This is a genomic window from Bacillus sp. FSL R5-0603, from assembly GCF_038050295.1.
GTDB lineage: Bacteria > Bacillota > Bacilli > Bacillales > Bacillaceae > Bacillus > Bacillus subtilis.
Window position 1 is genome coordinate 2429270 of sequence record NZ_JBBOYP010000001.1, and the last position, 17279, is coordinate 2446548.

The 17279-nt window shown below is 43.7% G+C and carries 18 protein-coding genes; 3 read left to right on the forward strand and 15 right to left on the reverse strand.

Going from position 1 to position 17279, the window contains the following annotated elements; genetic code table 11:
• Nucleotides 1-189: 189 nt before the first annotated feature.
• The 8 genes from dnaK to gpr all read right to left on the reverse strand — a co-directional run bounded on the left by dnaK (nucleotide 190) and on the right by gpr (nucleotide 9689).
• Nucleotides 190-2025, reverse strand: a complete 1836-nt coding sequence (dnaK, locus tag NYE56_RS12400; RefSeq protein ID WP_014477380.1) for a molecular chaperone DnaK — start codon at nucleotides 2023-2025, stop codon at nucleotides 190-192.
• A 23-nt stretch (nucleotides 2026-2048) separates the two neighbouring features.
• A complete protein-coding gene (gene grpE, locus NYE56_RS12405; protein ID WP_003230005.1) occupies nucleotides 2049-2612 on the reverse strand; it encodes a nucleotide exchange factor GrpE in 564 nt (187 codons plus the stop codon).
• 71 nt (nucleotides 2613-2683) lie between these two features.
• On the reverse strand, nucleotides 2684-3715 hold the full coding sequence (gene hrcA / locus NYE56_RS12410) for a heat-inducible transcriptional repressor HrcA (protein ID WP_003246126.1): 1032 nt from the start codon (nucleotides 3713-3715) through the stop codon (nucleotides 2684-2686).
• A gap of 80 nt (nucleotides 3716-3795) precedes the next feature.
• On the reverse strand, nucleotides 3796-4935 hold the full coding sequence (hemW, locus tag NYE56_RS12415) for a radical SAM family heme chaperone HemW (protein ID WP_015714284.1): 1140 nt from the start codon (nucleotides 4933-4935) through the stop codon (nucleotides 3796-3798).
• Nucleotides 4936-4987: 52 nt separating this feature from the next.
• Nucleotides 4988-6826 (reverse strand): translation elongation factor 4, encoded by a 1839-nt coding sequence (gene lepA / locus NYE56_RS12420; RefSeq protein ID WP_003229999.1) that lies wholly within the window; start codon nucleotides 6824-6826, stop codon nucleotides 4988-4990.
• 133 nt (nucleotides 6827-6959) lie between these two features.
• The gene (locus NYE56_RS12425) at nucleotides 6960-7298 is read right to left on the reverse strand and encodes a YqxA family protein (protein ID WP_014477382.1); all 339 of its coding nucleotides are present in this window, start codon (nucleotides 7296-7298) and stop codon (nucleotides 6960-6962) included.
• Between the two features lie 16 nt (nucleotides 7299-7314).
• The gene (gene spoIIP / locus NYE56_RS12430) at nucleotides 7315-8520 is read right to left on the reverse strand and encodes a spore autolysin SpoIIP (protein WP_014477383.1); all 1206 of its coding nucleotides are present in this window, start codon (nucleotides 8518-8520) and stop codon (nucleotides 7315-7317) included.
• Nucleotides 8521-8582: 62 nt separating this feature from the next.
• The gene (gpr, locus tag NYE56_RS12435) at nucleotides 8583-9689 is read right to left on the reverse strand and encodes a GPR endopeptidase (protein WP_014480309.1); all 1107 of its coding nucleotides are present in this window, start codon (nucleotides 9687-9689) and stop codon (nucleotides 8583-8585) included.
• Nucleotides 9690-9892: 203 nt separating this feature from the next.
• On the opposite strand from gpr, the gene rpsT reads away from it, so the two are divergent.
• Nucleotides 9893-10159, forward strand: a complete 267-nt coding sequence (rpsT, locus tag NYE56_RS12440; RefSeq protein WP_003229989.1) for a 30S ribosomal protein S20 — start codon at nucleotides 9893-9895, stop codon at nucleotides 10157-10159.
• A gap of 14 nt (nucleotides 10160-10173) precedes the next feature.
• On the opposite strand, the gene holA is transcribed toward rpsT, so the two are convergent.
• Together holA and NYE56_RS12450 are read right to left on the reverse strand one after the other, a co-directional pair.
• Nucleotides 10174-11217 carry a DNA polymerase III subunit delta gene (gene holA, locus NYE56_RS12445; protein ID WP_341283914.1) on the reverse strand — a complete coding sequence of 348 codons (1044 nt, stop codon included), beginning with the start codon at nucleotides 11215-11217 and terminating at the stop codon, nucleotides 10174-10176.
• Nucleotides 11218-11256: 39 nt separating this feature from the next.
• Nucleotides 11257-11406, reverse strand: a complete 150-nt coding sequence (locus NYE56_RS12450) for a hypothetical protein (protein WP_120363468.1) — start codon at nucleotides 11404-11406, stop codon at nucleotides 11257-11259.
• Between the two features lie 40 nt (nucleotides 11407-11446).
• On the opposite strand from NYE56_RS12450, the gene NYE56_RS12455 reads away from it, so the two are divergent.
• A complete protein-coding gene (locus tag NYE56_RS12455) occupies nucleotides 11447-11581 on the forward strand; it encodes a YqzM family protein (protein WP_003229983.1) in 135 nt (44 codons plus the stop codon).
• Nucleotides 11582-11620: 39 nt separating this feature from the next.
• Here NYE56_RS12455 and NYE56_RS12460 read toward each other — a convergent pair whose 3' ends face one another.
• The 3 genes from NYE56_RS12460 to comEA form a co-directional block, all read right to left on the reverse strand.
• A complete protein-coding gene (locus tag NYE56_RS12460) occupies nucleotides 11621-13951 on the reverse strand; it encodes a DNA internalization-related competence protein ComEC/Rec2 (RefSeq protein ID WP_341283915.1) in 2331 nt (776 codons plus the stop codon).
• A 3-nt stretch (nucleotides 13952-13954) separates the two neighbouring features.
• Nucleotides 13955-14524, reverse strand: a complete 570-nt coding sequence (locus NYE56_RS12465; protein WP_003229978.1) for a ComE operon protein 2 — start codon at nucleotides 14522-14524, stop codon at nucleotides 13955-13957.
• A 66-nt stretch (nucleotides 14525-14590) separates the two neighbouring features.
• The gene (gene comEA / locus NYE56_RS12470; protein WP_341283916.1) at nucleotides 14591-15208 is read right to left on the reverse strand and encodes a competence protein ComEA; all 618 of its coding nucleotides are present in this window, start codon (nucleotides 15206-15208) and stop codon (nucleotides 14591-14593) included.
• An 83-nt stretch (nucleotides 15209-15291) separates the two neighbouring features.
• Between comEA and comER the strand changes: the two genes are divergently transcribed.
• Nucleotides 15292-16113: a late competence protein ComER gene (gene comER / locus NYE56_RS12475; protein ID WP_063335455.1), complete on the forward strand. Its 822-nt coding sequence runs from the start codon at nucleotides 15292-15294 to the stop codon at nucleotides 16111-16113.
• A gap of 65 nt (nucleotides 16114-16178) precedes the next feature.
• Here comER and NYE56_RS12480 read toward each other — a convergent pair whose 3' ends face one another.
• Together NYE56_RS12480 and rsfS are read right to left on the reverse strand one after the other, a co-directional pair.
• A complete protein-coding gene (locus NYE56_RS12480) occupies nucleotides 16179-16922 on the reverse strand; it encodes a class I SAM-dependent DNA methyltransferase (protein ID WP_029317885.1) in 744 nt (247 codons plus the stop codon).
• The gene (gene rsfS / locus NYE56_RS12485; protein ID WP_014480315.1) at nucleotides 16919-17275 is read right to left on the reverse strand and encodes a ribosome silencing factor; all 357 of its coding nucleotides are present in this window, start codon (nucleotides 17273-17275) and stop codon (nucleotides 16919-16921) included. The genes NYE56_RS12480 and rsfS overlap by 4 nt, the downstream gene beginning before the upstream one ends.
• Nucleotides 17276-17279 lie beyond the last annotated feature (4 nt).

The window sequence follows — 17279 nt, forward strand, 5'->3', positions numbered from 1 at the left end:
TCTCCCGAATTTCTCACATAAATTAGATTGTATCATTTTGAATTATGATTTTTCAATTCCTTTTATCCCGGGCAAGAAAAAAAGTCAAAGCCAAGAGATGCCTGACTTTGACTTTCTAATCATTGAATCAGATTATGAAATGTGTTCTTTTCGGTCAGCTCCGGAAGCGGGGCTGACACTAAAAAGAACTTATTTTTTGTTTTGGTCGTCGTTTACTTCTTCGTATTCAGCGTCGACAACGTTGTCATCCGCTTTGCCTTCAGCGTTTGCTCCGCCTTGAGCTTGCTGTGCTTTAGCAGCTTCTTCATAAAGCTTCATAGAAAGCTCTTGAACGATTGTTTGAAGCTCATCTTTTTTCGCTTTGATCTCTTCAAATTCGTTTTTCTCAATCGCTGCTTTTAAAGCGTCTTTGGCATCGTTGGCTTTTTTCACTTGTTCTTCGTCCACTTTGCCTTCAAGATCTTTTAATGTTTTCTCAGTTTGGAAAACAAGCTGATCTGCTTCGTTGCGGACTTCGATTTCTTCTTTTTTCTTCGCATCAGCGTCAGCATTTTCTTCCGCTTCTTTTACCATGCGTTCGATCTCTTCATCTGAAAGACCTGAAGAAGATTTGATTGTAATGTTTTGTTCTTTTCCTGTGCCTAAGTCTTTTGCTCTTACGTTTACGATACCGTTTTTGTCAATATCGAAAGAAACTTCGATTTGAGGCACGCCGCGCGGTGCTGGCGGGATATCAGTAAGCTGGAAGCGGCCGAGTGTTTTGTTGTCGGCAGACATTGGGCGCTCACCTTGAAGAACATGGATATCAACAGCTGTTTGGTTATCAGCAGCAGTTGAGAACACTTGAGATTTGCTTGTCGGGATCGTCGTGTTGCGGTCGATCAGTTTTGTAAACACGCCGCCCATCGTTTCGATACCGAGAGAAAGCGGTGTAACGTCAAGAAGAACAACGTCTTTTACGTCACCTGTGATAACGCCGCCCTGAATCGCAGCACCAAGCGCTACAACTTCATCCGGGTTTACGCCTTTATGCGCTTCTTTTCCAGTTTCTTTTTTGATTGCTTCTTGTACGGCAGGGATACGAGTTGATCCGCCGACAAGGATGACTTTGTCGATTTCGCTTGCAGAAAGTCCTGCATCTTGAAGCGCTTGACGGACAGGACCCATCGTGCGCTCTACTAAATGAGAAGAAAGCTCTTCGAATTTAGCGCGAGTTAATGTAAGTTCAAGGTGAAGCGGTCCTGCTTCTCCAGCTGTGATAAACGGTAAAGAAATTTGCGTAGAAGAAACGCCGGAAAGATCTTTTTTCGCTTTTTCAGCTGCGTCTTTCAAACGCTGAAGCGCCATTTTGTCTTTTGATAAATCAATGCCGTTTTCTTTTTTGAATTCAGACACAAGATGATCGATGATAACTTGGTCAAAATCGTCCCCGCCCAGACGGTTGTCGCCGGCAGTTGAACGAACTTCGAATACACCGTCGCCAAGCTCAAGGATGGAAACGTCGAATGTACCGCCGCCAAGGTCGTATACTAGGATCGTTTGATCTTCATCTGTTTTATCAAGTCCGTATGCAAGCGCTGCTGCAGTCGGCTCGTTGATGATACGTTCTACTTCAAGACCGGCAATTTTACCAGCGTCTTTTGTTGCTTGACGCTCAGCATCGTTAAAGTATGCAGGAACTGTGATAACTGCTTTTGATACTGTTTCGCCAAGATAGCTTTCAGCGTATGATTTAAGATGTTGAAGGATGATAGCAGACACTTCTTGTGGAGTGTAATCTTTTCCTTCAATTTCAACTTTATAATCAGTACCCATATGACGTTTGACTGACATAATTGTGTTAGGGTTTGTAATAGATTGGCGTTTAGCCACTTCCCCTACTTGACGTTCACCGTTTTTAAACGCAACAACTGATGGCGTTGTGCGGTTTCCTTCAGCGTTAGCAATCACTTTAGGCTCGCCGCCTTCAAGCACTGCCACACATGAGTTTGTTGTTCCTAAGTCGATTCCGATAACTTTACTCACTTGAATAACCTCCTGCTATGTAATTATTGATTCACTTTGACCATGGAAGGGCGAATGACGCGATCCTTCAGCTTATAGCCTTTTTGCATTTCCTCAACAACAATGTTGGAGCCGTAATTTTCGTCTTCAGCCTGCATAACGGCTTGGTGCAGATTAGGATCAAATTCCTGCCCTACAGCTTCGATGGCTTCGACGCCTTCTTTTTTCAAGGCTTCTACGAGCTGACGGTGGACCATTTCCATTCCCTGGAGCAAACTTTTCGTCTGTTCATTGTCGGCTTCAACCTGAAGCGCTCGTTCAAAGCTGTCAAGAGCCGGCAGCAAATCAGTCACGATATTTTGAGAACGGTATTTTTGGGACGCTTCCATCTCTAAACGGCTGCGTCGTTTATAGTTTTCAAAGTCTGCTTGAACACGCAAAAGTTTGTTTTCTTTTTCCTCAAGCAAACCTTGCAATTCGTTAATTTGGTTTTGAAGAAGTTCGCTTTCATTTGTTTCTTCCTGCTGTTCATCAGCGGCAGCTTGTTCTTCAATGATTTCTTGCTCTTCTGTTTCGTTTTGTTCAACGGTTTGTTTTTCTTCTGACATTGTGTTCACCTCCCTCAAAGTGTAAGGAGAAGGACAGGTGCTGCCCTTCGATAAAATTTGCCAAAATTCCCTTATTCATCATACAGACTTGTTAATGCTTTTGACAAGTCCGAAGTCACATGCTGAAGCAGGCTGACAACCCTGGAATAATTCATGCGGGTCGGGCCGATAATCGCAATTGAGCCGATCTGCTTCTGGTCTACGGAATAAGAAGCCGTAATCAGACTGCAATTTTCCATCTCTTCATAGTCGTTTTCTTTTCCGATTTTAATCGAAATTCCCGTGTGCGGGGATTGAACCAGCTTTAAAACATCCTGTTCTTTCTCAATTAATGAAAGCAGTGACCGAACTCGGGTGATATCATGGAACTCAGGCTGGTTCAGCATATTGATTTTCCCGCCAAAAAACAACTTTTCAACATGATTTGTGGAATGAAAGGTTGAACGAAGCGCGTCGAGTATATTGTCATAGTTCTTAATGTGCTGTCTTAGGTACATGACAACTTCTTTAAATATGCGCTCATTCAGTTCATCCATTGGAACGCCGCTTAAACGGTCGTTCAGTATATTTACCAGTTTTTCAATATCAGACAGATCCATTTTGGTCGGAAAGTTAATCGTTTTGTTTTCCACATGTCCCGTATTGGTAACGAGAATCGCTACCGCCATATCAGGCTGAATCGGAATGATTTGAATCTGTTTAAGGTAATTCTCACTCAGCTTCGGCCCGAGTACGATGGATGTGTAATTCGTCAGATCGGACAAAATTTGCGCTGATTTTTGAACTGTCTTCTCCAGCTCGAAAATTTTCTCTTTGAAGATCGAGTGGATTTGGTCCAGGTCGCTTTTCGTCAGTTTGACGGGTGACAGCAAATGGTCAACATAGTACCGATACCCTTTTTCTGACGGAACACGTCCTGAGGATGAATGGGTTTTTTCAATAAAGCCCAATTCCTCCAAGTCAGCCATCTCGTTTCTTATTGTTGCAGAGCTAAATGTGATTTCATCTTTTTTCGAAAGAGTTCTTGATCCCACCGGCTGTGCCGATTTAATAAAATCGTTGATTATAACCTGAAGGATCAGCAGCTGACGATTTGTTAACATCATCATCACCTCTGTTAGCACTCTCAATAAGCGAGTGCTAATTCTATAACAAAAGTATCAAACCACAAGAAAAATGTCAATTATAACTCACCCAAAAAAGCGCCAAAAACTTCATTGCCTAATAATTTCCCTTGATGAGTCAAATAAACGGCAGACTCCGAATTGTGAATCAGCCCTTTTTCAGCGAGGTCTTTTAACACGCTTGGGAAAAGTCCATCCAGGGAACGGCCGTATTTTTCTGCGAATCGTTTTTTGCTGACACCGGCTGTTTTTCTCAAACCTAAAAACATTTCTTCCTCAATCTGTTCTTCTGTTGTCACTTCATGTGTATCTCTGTACGGAAAACCCTTTTCAGCTATCAGGTCAATGTAATGCTTAACAGGTCCGACGTTCACTGTTCGTGTGCCGCCGATATATCCGTGAGCGCCGGCTCCGAAACCGAAATATTGTTCGTTGCTCCAATACGTTAGATTGTGCTTAGATTCCATGCCTGCCTTAGCGAAGTTGCTGATTTCATATTGATGAATGCCGTGAGCTTCCATCTGGCTCATCACCATTTCATACATTTCAGCTTCCTGCTCCTGCGGTGGAAGATGAAGCCGTCCTTTTTGCATCAAATTATAAAATACCGTTTTCGGTTCTACAATAAGGGAGTAAACGGAATAATGCTCGGCGTCCAATGATAAAGCAGTGTTTATGGAATGTTCCAGATGCTTGAGGGTTTGCCCCGGAAGCCCGAACATTAGATCAAGACTGATATTCTCAAAACCGATTTCCCGCGCTCTTTCAAAAGAGGTGAATACATCTTTTTGCTTGTGCACTCGGCCGATTTTTTCTAACAGATCGTCTTCGAACGTTTGCACACCAAAGCTGAGGCGATTTACGCCTGCTTCTTTTAATATTTTTAATTTCTCTGCGGACAAGTCGTCCGGATTCGCTTCAACCGCAAATTCCGATAAGTCGCTTGAGGGCTTCAGCACGCGGTTGATCATATCCATCAGCTTTTTGAGCTGTTCCTCAGACAGGGAGGTTGGCGTGCCTCCTCCGATAAAGATTGTTTTAAGATCAGGCTGCCCAGTTTTTGCTATTGTATTTATCATTTCCTGTTCGAGTGCGTTTAAATACTCGTCGACTGGCTGACTTTGAATAAAATATTTATTGAAATCGCAGTAGTGGCAAATATGCTCACAAAATGGGATATGGATATAAGCTGATTTCAACGGATTCACCTTCTTTACAGAAAGAAGCCGCAGTACAAGACTGCGGCGGCTTCTATTGTTTTTTCGGACTGTCGTCCATTTTCAGAACTGCCATAAATGCTTCTTGCGGCACTTCAACTGAGCCGACCTGCTTCATCCGGCGTTTTCCTTCTTTTTGTTTTTCAAGAAGTTTCCGTTTACGTGAGATGTCCCCTCCGTAACATTTAGCCAATACGTTTTTACGCATTGCTTTTATGGTAGAGCGGGCCACGATTTTCTGGCCGATTGCGGCTTGTACCGGAACTTCAAACTGCTGGCGCGGAATGAGTTCTTTCAGTTTTTCAACGATCACTTTTCCGCGTTCATATGCGTAATCACGATGCACGATAAAGGAAAGGGCATCGATTTTTTCACCATTCAGCATAATGTCCATTTTCACAAGCTTGGACGGTTTGTAGCCGATCAGTTCATAATCAAAGGACGCATAGCCTTTAGTGCTTGATTTCAGCTGGTCAAAAAACTCATATACGATTTCCGCTAATGGCATATCATAAATGATGCTGACACGGTTTGCGTCCAAATACTGCATATCAATGAAATTGCCGCGTTTTCCTTGGCAAAGCTCCATTACAGCGCCGACATAGTCATTCGGCACCATCATCGTCGCTTTTACGTATGGCTCCTCAACCCTTTCGATCTTTTGAGGATCCGGCATGTTGGACGGGTTGTCGACAACGACCTTTTCGCCGTCTGTCATATACACGTCATAGATAACGCTTGGCGCTGTCGTAATCAGGTCGATGTTGAACTCACGCTCAATTCGCTCCTGAATGATCTCCATGTGAAGCATGCCTAAAAATCCGCAGCGGAACCCGAATCCAAGCGCTTGCGAAGTTTCCGCTTCATATTGAAGGGAGGAATCATTCAGCTCAAGCTTTTCAAGAGCTTCCCTTAAATCATTATACTTCGCTGTATCAATCGGATACAAACCACAGTACACCATCGGGTTTAGCTTGCGGTATCCCGGCAGCGCTTCTTCTGCAGGATTGGCAGCGCTCGTTATTGTATCACCGACACGTGTGTCACCGACATTTTTGATTGAGGCAGTCAGGAAGCCTACATCACCGACCGTCAGTTCATTTGTCGGAGTTGCTTTCGGCGTGAACACGCCCACCTCTGTTACTTCGAATTCTTTGCCGGTTGCCATCATTTTGATTTTTTGTCCCGGCTTTACCGTTCCTTCAACGACTCTGATATAAGCCACGACACCGCGGTAGGCGTCATAAAGCGAGTCGAAGATCAGCGCTTTGAGCGGCGCCTCCGGATCTCCGGTCGGAGCTGGCACCTTTTCTACGATTTGTTCTAAAATCTCCTCAATCCCGATACCGGCTTTTGCTGAAGCAAGCACGGCTTCTGATGCATCAAGGCCGATAACGTCTTCTACCTCTTGGCGCACACGTTCGGGCTCGGCGCTCGGAAGGTCGATTTTATTGATGACCGGAAGGATTTCAAGATCGTTGTCAAGCGCTAAGTAGACATTGGCGAGCGTCTGCGCTTCAATCCCCTGGGCTGCATCCACGACAAGAATCGCTCCCTCGCAGGCAGCAAGGCTTCGGGATACTTCATACGTGAAGTCGACGTGTCCCGGCGTATCGATTAGATGAAAGATATATTCTTCTCCGTCTTTTGCTTTATATTTAAGCTGAACAGAGTTTAATTTAATGGTTATGCCCCGCTCACGTTCAAGATCCATAGAATCGAGCAATTGTTCTTTCATTTCTCGTTGAGTGATTGCCGACGTTTTTTCTAAAATACGATCCGCTAAGGTCGATTTTCCGTGGTCAATATGGGCAATGATAGAGAAATTCCGTATTCTCGATTGCCTCTCTAAACGCTTTTCTTTATCTGTCACAATCTATCACTCCTACTATTAAACGCAAAATACACTAGCTTAGATTATATCAATAGGATTGTAAAGATTCAATGTAAAACAAGAAAGAGAAAAGTTCCCTATCATATCTGGGCTGCTTTTCTCTTTCACGTACTTATTGATTCATATCCCGTATCCATTCATACATTGACTGGGCAGTATTGGTTACGGTGTCCGAAAGCGCTTTTCCGGCTTTTGAAAACATATTGAATGTCTCCACCTTTTCCAGCTCTTTTTGTTTTTCTTCTAAATCTTTTGCCGTGACTGTTTCTCCTAGGATTGAGGCTTCTTTTTCATTATCTTTTCCGTCGGTGAGCGTAAACGCCCCCTTCAGTGAAGGGTCATGATAGCCTTTCATACTCAGCATCCCGTTGTTTGCCTGCTGCATGCCGAACAGAACGCCTAAAAACATGATCGTGACAAGCAGTAAGCATTTTCCAAAGTATGCAATCAAATCAACCACCTATTTCTTATTGTTTTTTCGTCTCCCCGCTCGCTGCGTTGACCTTTTCAGCATCCCAGTACATTTCGCTGAATACGTCCGCGGCCGCGTTAGCCGCACGCTGCAGCTCTTCGAGATTATTATCTACTCCGCCAAACTCGAGCAAAAGCGCTCTATCGGTTAAATCCTGATTGTAAACACCATTATCGCCTGGCGAGCCTTTGGAAAAGACACCTGTGCTAAGCCCGGGGTATTTTTTCTCCATCAGTTTATGAAGCTCACTCGCAATTTTATAGTTTTCTTCGAAGTTTTTGCTTTTTTTCCCGACGACAAAGGCTACCCTGGCATAGCTTTTTCCTTTAATCGTTGCGGTTGTGTCTTTTTTGCGCCGTGAGTCTCTGTGGATGTCAATGATATATTGCAGATTTTTGTTTGAAGCAAGGGCGTCTTTCACGACCGGCCTTGATTCATCATAGGACCTGGCATAGTTTAAGCCTTTTTTATTCAATTTTGACTGTATATCGGTTTTATTCACTGTGGCTCCGATTCCCTGGGATTCAAGCGCTTGTCCGAACATATCTCCTACAAGCGTGACGTTGGCTTTAGAATGGCGCGCCATGTCAGGATCGGTCTCGCCTTTTAATAGAGGGAGATATGATTCCGTATTGTGTGTGTGATAGATAAACACGACCTTTTTATCACCTGTTGTTTGTTTGGGCGGATCTTTTTGCGCATTATCTGATTGCGTTTGCTGTTTTTCAATCTCTGCCAAATTCGCTTCCCTTTCTTCCTCCATCACCTTAGACGGCGGCGGCGATTCCGCAGGCATATTCGTATAATCCGTTCCTTGTCCAGCTAACAAAATCTCGGTATCAAATTGTGCAAATCCTGGCAGCTCCCGACCGAGAAAGCTCCGCGGATCTTCGAGGTTAATGCTCGTCGCCAGCTTTAAAGAAAGACGAGAAAGATGAAATGAGCTGTCTGTTTGAGAGAGGTCAGAAGCGAAATAATGGTTTTCCATCCGCAGCAAATGTGCAAATACGTCACCCGGCAATTCTTCAGCAATCCCATAAAAAGAGTCAGACGACGGCCTAAGTTCCGGCCGGAGAGACGTCAGCACACCGGATAGAACAAAAATCACGATAAGGCTTACGATAAATAGAAAGATGGCTTTTACCGCTTTCCCGCCATTTACCGCAACAACAATCTGTCTGTTTCTGCGTTTATTTCTCATTGAATCCCTCCAGCGCTTGTCTAGTAATTACTCTATGAACAAGCTAGAGGAAGTAGAACTGTTTAGTGATTGTAGGAGCCTTTGTTTTCTTGTGACACTTTTTCATGAAGCGCTGTGTTTAATCCGTTCGCTAAAACATTTGCCATATCGTCGATAAATGAATCGACTTCCTTCGGCGTAACCATTAAGTTGTGCCCTAAAGGCGAAAGCACCTCGTGAATGAGCTGCCGTTTTTCATCTTCTTGAAGGGTTCCTACAATACCTAGGAACGATTGGCGCTGCTTTTGATCGGGAAGATCTTCTTCAGTGAGCACTTTCTTCTTCCCAAACGTCATGCCTGCCGGAACAAGCGATCTTGATGGCCTGTTATCCTTCATTTCTCTGCCAAAATGTTTTAATATGTAGTCCACCGTGTCACTGGCAATTGTCACGGCATCTACTACTGTCGGAACACCAATAGCAATCACTGGAACACCAAGCGTGTCTTTGCTTAAATCTTTTCGTTTATTCCCTACCCCAGATCCCGGGTGAATGCCTGTATCCGATATTTGAATGGTTGTGTTGACCCTTTCCACCGCCCGCGCCGCCAACGCATCAATGGCGATGACAAAATCAGGCTTCGATTGCTCAATCACACCTTTAATAATGTCACTTGTTTCGATTCCTGTTATCCCCATTACACCCGGTGCAAATGCACTGACAGGCCTGTACCCCTCCTGTACGTTTTCCGGCTGAAGCTTAAACAAGTGCCTTGTTACCAACAGATTTTCTACTGCCATCGGTCCAAGCGCGTCAGGTGTCACGTTCCAGTTGCCGAGCCCAACGATCAAACAGCTCGCATCTTTTGAGATATTAAGGTTTTCAAGAAAAGCTGAGAATTCCTCCGCAAAGACAGCAGAGACCTTCTCCTGCATTTCCGAATCATTCTCCCTGATTCCCTGTGCTTCAAGCGTTAAATAGCGCCCTTCTTTTTTTCCCGAAAGCTCTGCGCCTTCCTTTGTAACATCAACTGTGCGGATTTTAATGCCGCCGTGATCACGCTCTTTTTCAATAAAGCCTTTAATTTCTTTTGTCGGCACAGCCTGCTGATTGGCCATTGCTTCCTTCGTTTCCACTGCCAAATCGGTACGTATCAAATACTGATTCACATCCAGCTCACTCTTTTTCATACAGGGGCCTCCTTCACATTAAGTACCTATATTGTTGCCATTTGCTGAATGAATCATGCTAAAAAGAGAACCTTCAATGAAAAATACTTTACATTTATATTGCAATCTAAAGGTGTGTTTGATAGAATACAATTTGTTCTATTGTGAAGAAGATTTAACCTTAAGACACTGTGCTACAGGTTGTATCTTAGGAGGTGAAACACATGCCAAACATTAAATCAGCGATTAAACGTACAAAAACAAACAACGAACGCCGCGTTCATAACGCGACAATCAAATCTGCTATGCGTACTGCAATCAAACAAGTTGAAGCTTCTGTTGCCAACAACGAAGCTGACAAAGCGAAAACTGCTCTTACTGAAGCAGCTAAACGTATTGATAAAGCAGTGAAAACAGGTCTTGTACACAAAAATACCGCAGCTCGATACAAATCAAGACTAGCGAAAAAAGTGAACGGACTTTCTGCATAATATAAAAACGATCCTCAATAATGGGGATCGTTTTTTTCATTTCTTTTTAACAGCTGTAAAAGGAACAGTTCGAGCAGGAGCTGCTTGTCCTTTTTCCCGGTTTTCATCTCATAGTCCATGACGGCAAGCTGTTCAATAATTGAACGGAGCTCCTCCTCTGAAAAAAGCCTTGCTTGATCCATCGCCAGCTTTACCCGAAATGGGTGAACTTTTAGATTAGAAGCGATTTGTTTTTGTCCGTATCCCTGTTCCGCGAAGTACTTTGTCTGCAGAATCAGCCGGAACTGGTTCGAAATAAGCGCCATAATTTTGATCGGTTCTTCATTTTGTTTAAGCAAATCATAAAAAATTTGCAGACTCTCTGTTCGTTTTCTGTTGACGATTTTATTGATCAGCTCAAAAATATTTTGTTCAAGGCTTCTAGCAACAAGCATTTTCACATCATCCAGCGTAATTTCTTCACGATCTCCAATAAACGTGCAGAGCTTTTGAATCTCCTGAAAAATCGATGACAGATGCCCGTTCACAAGCAGAACCAAATGCTCCGCCGCTTCCGTGCCGATTGTTTTCTGCTCTGTTTTTGCAAGATTGACAGTAAAGTCCGTCGTTTCCTTTGCGTTTAATTCCTTCGCCTCCATCATAAACGCGTGCTTCTTTAACGCTTTCGTCAGCTTTTTCCGCTCATCAAGCTTTTCATACGGAGCAAGCAGGACAAAGACTGTGTAAGGCGCAGGTGATTGTATATATAATTCAAGCGCACTGACGTTATGCTCAATTTTTTCTTTTTTCTTTTCACCTGTTAAAAAATATGGATTTTTCACAATGACAAGACGCCGCTCCCCCATAAACGGAAACGTTTCAGCATCTGCAATTGCTTGATCCAGCGGGTCCTCTTCCAGATCAAAAACGGACAGATTGAAATCCTTTGTCTCCTGATCAACGACCGTCTGTCTGATCCTGCTGACGGTTTCTTGCAGCAGATATGTCTCTTTTCCGTATAAACAATAAACTGGATGGACCTCTCCTTTTTTCAGGCTTTTCCACACATCAAATACCATTGTTGTACGACTTCCTCTCTTTCATCATCCCCTTCTATCCTAAATTGAGTTTGGAAAATAGTAAAGAGGAAGCCTGACTGCTGCTTCCCCATTTATATTAAACGCCTGTTCGCAAGCCCCCGGGACAGCTTGTAAAAAGGCGATAATCACCAGAACAGAAAACGTTACCTTAGCTTCTAGATTTTTCAAAACAATTCCATTATACTTAAGTCAGTCAGGAGGGATAAAGTTGAATGATTTTGAAAAAAACGTTCAAAGCAAACGAAATGATGCTGTAGATTCAGCTGTTGGTTTTGTTGTGTCCTTCGGATTTTTCGCCTTCTTGTTTGTCATGGCAACGGTTATTCACCTAGTTGGTTCATAACAGCGACTGCCCGGGCTGCTGATTTCTCGGCAGTCTTTTTTAGTTCGTCTCTGTTATATCTGATGTATCATATGGAGGATAGACAGAAAAGGTTCCAACTCTGTTTTTGTATCTATATTGGATCGTTCCGTTTTGATCTGTTCGCAGCACGCGGATAGAATGTCTCTGTAATAGTTGCAGAACTTCTTGATGAGGATGATGGTACCGATTGTTTTTCCCGGCTGAGATAATGGCCGTTTTCGGCTGAAGCTGTTGGATGAATTCTTCACCGGTAGAGCCTTTGCTCCCATGGTGCCCCACCTTTAAGACATCTGCTTTAATATTTGGAAACACGTCCATCACCTCCTGTTCCCCTTCTTTCTCCAGATCACCCGTCAAGATCCAGCTCATATCGCCCATTTCCATCCAAAGAACGAGAGATGAATTATTTTTGCTTGCCGGATCAGGTGCTCCAGGTGACAGTACATGGAACTGCAAATCCTTTATTTGCAACACATCGCCTCGCTTCACCTCTTCAATTGCCACTCCCTCTTCTCTGGCTGCCTGCAGCACTTTCTCATCTTTAGGTTCAGAAACGAACCCTTTCGGAATCACGAGGCGCTTTACTTTATGATGCTTCAGCAGAATCTCCGCCTCTCCGATATGATCTTGGTCAGCGTGCGTCAGAATTAAAGCATCAAGCTGTTTGATTCCCTTAGCAGTTAAAAACGGAATCAGCACCTTTTCCCCCAGTGAAAACGGATGCTGTTTTTCGCGCCAAGGCTCTGACGAGTAAGACAAAGTGCCGCCGGTATCAATTAAGACACGACCCCGCTGATGCGGAGCACCTACAAACATGCTGTCACCCTGTCCAATATCTATTATATCCACTTCTCCTTCGGAACTAAGACACGGATATATAAAGAGCAGAAACAGCACCGTGCAGCAAATGCCTCCGGTTACCATCAACTGCGACAAGGAGCGTTTTTCAATCGCCATAAGCAATAGGATGATCGTGACCGTGAATAAAAAAAGCAAAACAGGTGCAGGATGTGCGATCATAATCGTGAACACTTCAACATCTGCAATGTTTGTGATTAGCCTATTGGTCCAGCTTATCAATAAATCAAACCAGCTGAAAAACAATCTCCCAAACGAAGCGGAAAGACTTAATAGAAGAACACCTGCTACAGCTCCCGGCAAAATACAGAAGGTATAAAATGGTACCATCAACATATTCATCGGTACGCTGATGATAGAAAACTGATGAAAATGATATAGGAGAATCGGAAGCGAGCCCAGCTGAGCGATGAGTGATACAATTGTCAGCTGCCCCAAGGAGGTTTTAACCTGATGAAAAATAGAAGAGGATAGAATTAAAGAAAAACTGACGGCGAACGATAGCTGAAAACCGGCTTCAAAGAGATGATAAGGATTGAAGAGCAGAAGGACGATGTATGAAAGACAAATTGCAGTTGCAGAGTGGACACGCCATTTGACAAGGCTTCCAGCTAAGTAAACACCCGCCATGAGAGCGGCGCGTAGCACTGAAGGAGCAGCGCCGGTCAACATTACATAGAGCGGCAGAAATAACAGCAACAGAATTGACGCCTTTTCTCTAGTTATACCAAGGCGAATCATGATATAAAACAAACCTGCTGTCAAAATCCCCACGTGGAGCCCTGATATTGCCAAGAGATGGACAACACCAAGCTTTTGATACGCGGTAAGCACTTCATCCTCCACATAAAATCTGTCACCAACTGTAAGTGCCTGTACAATCCCTGCCGAATCAGGAGGCAGAAGGCTGTTTGTGAATGATATGATATGTTTTCTCAAGCTGAGCACCTTGTACTTAAAATTTTCAGGTTCGCTGCAGTTTTGGATAGACGTGACAGAGTAGTTCCAATGAATATGCTGCCGATAAAGATACTCGTTATAATCAAATGCACCCGGCACAGTTGCGTGATTCGGTTCTTCCAATGTACCAGTCAACTCACATGACATTCCTGGTTCTATGTATAACAGCTGTTCTTTTTCATCAGCAGACTGAATGCGATACGCAGCAGCCCATTTTTCCTTATCAGGTGTCTCAACCATCATAGACATACGGTCGCCGTCAATTTTGGGAATAGTGTCAATCACTGCCTTGAATTGATAGGTTCCCTGCCGATAGGAAGAGACATTCTGAGAATCTGTGACTGCATACAGTACAAAAAACAATATAAAAGAGAAGAAACAAACAATAATAAGAAAAGCGTGCCTCGTTTTGATTAAAATGATGAGGAGAAAGAGGATGAAAAGAAAAATAGCGGGGAAATAAGCGGCGGCAGTAATTCCAGCCGTTGCCGAAGCTGCCGCCATAGGCAATAACAAACGCGAATTACGCATTCATCACACGTAGCTCGTGAAAAGTGTATTCGCCTGTTCATGTATCTTTTTCAATTCTTCCTCCGCTAAACCGGCATCGGCCAATTTCCCTATAAGACCCGCTACAAATGAAAGCTTTTCTCTGTTTTTCAGATCAACGATCATTTCATCGAGTTCAACCTGTTCAACAGTTACACCCGCCTGTTCAAATAATTCCTGCGCATACGGATGTGTTTTGTAATCCTCAGCATAATAAACCGTTTTGATACCAGCTTGAATAATAGATTTGCAGCATTGAATGCAAGGATAATGCGTCACATAAATCTCCGCTCCATCAGTCGGCACCCCAAACTTAGAGCATTGAAGAATCGCATTCATTTCAGCGTGAATGGTTCTTGCGCAATGATCATCTATCATTAAGCATCCTTCATCTGCACAATGTACGCCGCCCGCGATTGACCCGTTGTAGCCTCCTGCTATCATGCGTTTGTCTCTGACTATAGTAGCGCCGACAGATAATCTCGGACATGTGCTGCGCAGCGCCAATAAATGGCTTTGAGCCATAAAGTATTGATTCCATGAAATTCGTTCCACGTTGTTCCCTCCAAATGTTGTGTTGCCTGACCTTTAGTTTACCTACCATAATGCATGACCGTCAAATCACTTTACTGTAATGGAAGACTTTATTTTCTCAAATGACTTTTCACCTATTCCTGAAACCTTAGTGATATCTTCAATTGTTTGGAAACGCCCTTTTTCTTCCCGGTATGCAATAATAGCTTCAGCTTTGGATGGCCCCACCCCTGAGATGCCTTGTAACTCCTCTAAGGTTGCTGTATTGATATTCACCAGCGCTCCCTTCCCTCCATCGCTTTGGACAGATCCTCCGCCACCTTGCTGCACTGCTGTTTCCTCTCCTTTTTTTGGGATGTACACCACTGTCCCGTCCTGCAGAATCTCCGCCAAATTTACTTGCGCTTCGTCTGCTTGTTCACTGGTCCCGCCCGCTTTCTCAATTGCCTGAGATACTCTGTCCCCTGTTCGCATTTCATAAACGCCAGGATGCTGAACAGCACCTTTGATGTCTATCACAATTGTTTCGCTTGACTCGTCGTTGTTTGCTTCCTGCTTTATCACTGTATTTTCTGTCTCTGTTGGTACAGCTTGCTTCACCGGCTCTTTATTTTTCCCTGTGGCCAGAAAGATCATAATCGCTGTGAAAACAGCCGCAAAAGCCGCTAAAATAATTGCTTTCTTATGCTGATTCAACCAATTCATCGTGCATGTTCCCCGCTTTCGTCATATTTTATTTTCATAACACATATGGTTTAGAGGATAATAGCTCAAAGGAGGGGAAACCATTGAAGATAGGCTTTATCGGCACAGGAAATATGGGTACGATCCTTATCGAATCATTTATTGAATCAAAAGCGGCCGATCCCTCAAACATAACAATCACAAACCGCACAATTGAAAAAGCGTTGCACATAAAAAACCGCTACAACAGCATAAACGTTACCGAAAGTCTCGAAAAGCTCGTTTCTGAGAACGAGATGATTTTTATTTGTGTTAAGCCGCTTGATATATATCCTTTACTGGCAAGAGCGTTACCTTATTTAAGAAAAGATCATATTCTCATTTCAATTACAAGCCCCGTTCAAACCGAACAGCTCGAACAATATGTGCCGTGTCAAGTGGCGCGAGTGATCCCAAGTATTACGAACAGAGCGCTGGCAGGTGTTTCTCTCGTCACTTTCGGCACAAGCTGCGGCGAATCTGCAAAAACGAAAATCAATGAGCTGATGCAGCATATCTCTCATCCGCTGCAAATTGAAAGTGACATCACAAGGGTTGCATCAGACATCGTAAGCTGCGGCCCCGCTTTTATGAGCTATCTGATTCAACGGTTTATAGATGCAGCTGTTTCGGAAACATCAGTGTCTAAACAGGACGCGATTTTGATGTGTAAGGAAATGCTTGTCGGAATGGGAAAACTGTTAGAAACCGAATTATATACCTTGCCTGCATTACAGGAAAAGGTTTGCGTTAAAGGCGGTGTAACAGGAGAAGGCATTAAAGCGCTGGAAAGCGGTGTGCAGGATATGTTTCACCGGGTATTTCAAAATACTCATATGAAGTACGAGGAGGATATTTCCGCAGTGAAAAAGCAGTTTCATGTGTAGACGAGTATGTCATACTTTCGTCTGTACTGCAAAAGCATAAAAAAGCATTTTAAAAAACCATCGTTTTAGGAAACGATGGTTTTTGATTTCTGCGCCTTGAAAAAGAGGCGTTCTGATTGTGCTGATGGCTCGGTATCCGTAAAATCAGCTGTCACGCGATGGAGCTGAAAGCCGCAGTTCTTAAGCATTTCTTCGTATTCTTCCACTGGGAACGTTCTTTGCTCGTGTGTCTCATCAAAACGATCATACGCTTCTCCATTCCACACAAAAAACGACATATCATGAATGACAGAAAGCTCGCCACTTCCGGCAAAGCTCTGCCAAATATAGCTGATATCTTCGTCCTGGTCAGCAAATGTGCTATCCGGAAAGACTTCCGCAATTTTATAAGATGAATGAACATCAAACAGCAGAATGCCTTCAGGCTTTAACACCCGAAATACACTTTTAAAGGTTTCGATCACATCATTTTTTGTTTTTAAATAATTTAATGAGTCACAGCATATCACAACAGCGTCAAACTGACCGTCAAAGCCGGTAATCTCTCTCATATCCTGCTGAAGAAATAAAATAGGCTGGCTACTCGATACCTTTTGCTGGGCGAAAGAAAGCATCTCTTCGCTGAGATCGATGCCTGTAACCTCGAAGCCTTTTTCGGCAAGCCGGATGGAGATTTCCCCCGTGCCGCATGCCAGATCGAGAATACGGCCTTTTTCCGGGAGGGATGCTTCAATCCATTTTGTCCATTGATCGTAAGGCGCGTGTGACATTAACTCGTCATACACGCTTGCAAAGCCTTGATAAATCATTGATTCATTCCAAGGTCAAGATCTGCGAGCGGAGCGTCTCCCCATAGCTTTTCAAGGTTGTAGTAGCTTCTTTCGTCCTTGTGGAAGACATGGACAATCACATCGCCAAGGTCAACGAGAACCCATCTTGCTTCATCAAAGCCTTCCATCTTTTTGACTTGAATGCCGTTTTCATCAGCCTGATCCTTGATTTCACGGGCAATCGCCTGTACCTGTTTATCTGAATTTCCGTGGCAGATCAGAAAATAATCAGCAACCAGAGAAATACCTTCCATATCCAGTGCTAAAATATCCTCTGCCCGTTTATCGTCGCAAGCCGCAGCTGCGATCTTTAAAATGGACTTTTGGTTCATTCAC

Coding starts and splice junctions, on each gene's coding strand:
- grpE (WP_003230005.1), bottom strand. CDS start 2,612: ATGTCAGAAGAAAAACAAACCGTTGAACAAAACGAAACAGAAGAGCAA.
- hrcA (WP_003246126.1), bottom strand. CDS start 3,715: ATGTTAACAAATCGTCAGCTGCTGATCCTTCAGGTTATAATCAACGAT.
- spoIIP (WP_014477383.1), bottom strand. CDS start 8,520: ATGAGAAATAAACGCAGAAACAGACAGATTGTTGTTGCGGTAAATGGC.
- gpr (WP_014480309.1), bottom strand. CDS start 9,689: ATGAAAAAGAGTGAGCTGGATGTGAATCAGTATTTGATACGTACCGAT.
- rpsT (WP_003229989.1), top strand. CDS start 9,893: ATGCCAAACATTAAATCAGCGATTAAACGTACAAAAACAAACAACGAA.
- holA (WP_341283914.1), bottom strand. CDS start 11,217: ATGGTATTTGATGTGTGGAAAAGCCTGAAAAAAGGAGAGGTCCATCCA.
- NYE56_RS12460 (WP_341283915.1), bottom strand. CDS start 13,951: ATGCGTAATTCGCGTTTGTTATTGCCTATGGCGGCAGCTTCGGCAACG.
- comEA (WP_341283916.1), bottom strand. CDS start 15,208: ATGAATTGGTTGAATCAGCATAAGAAAGCAATTATTTTAGCGGCTTTT.
- NYE56_RS12480 (WP_029317885.1), bottom strand. CDS start 16,922: ATGATTTATCAAGGCTTTGCAAGCGTGTATGACGAGTTAATGTCACAC.
- rsfS (WP_014480315.1), bottom strand. CDS start 17,275: ATGAACCAAAAGTCCATTTTAAAGATCGCAGCTGCGGCTTGCGACGAT.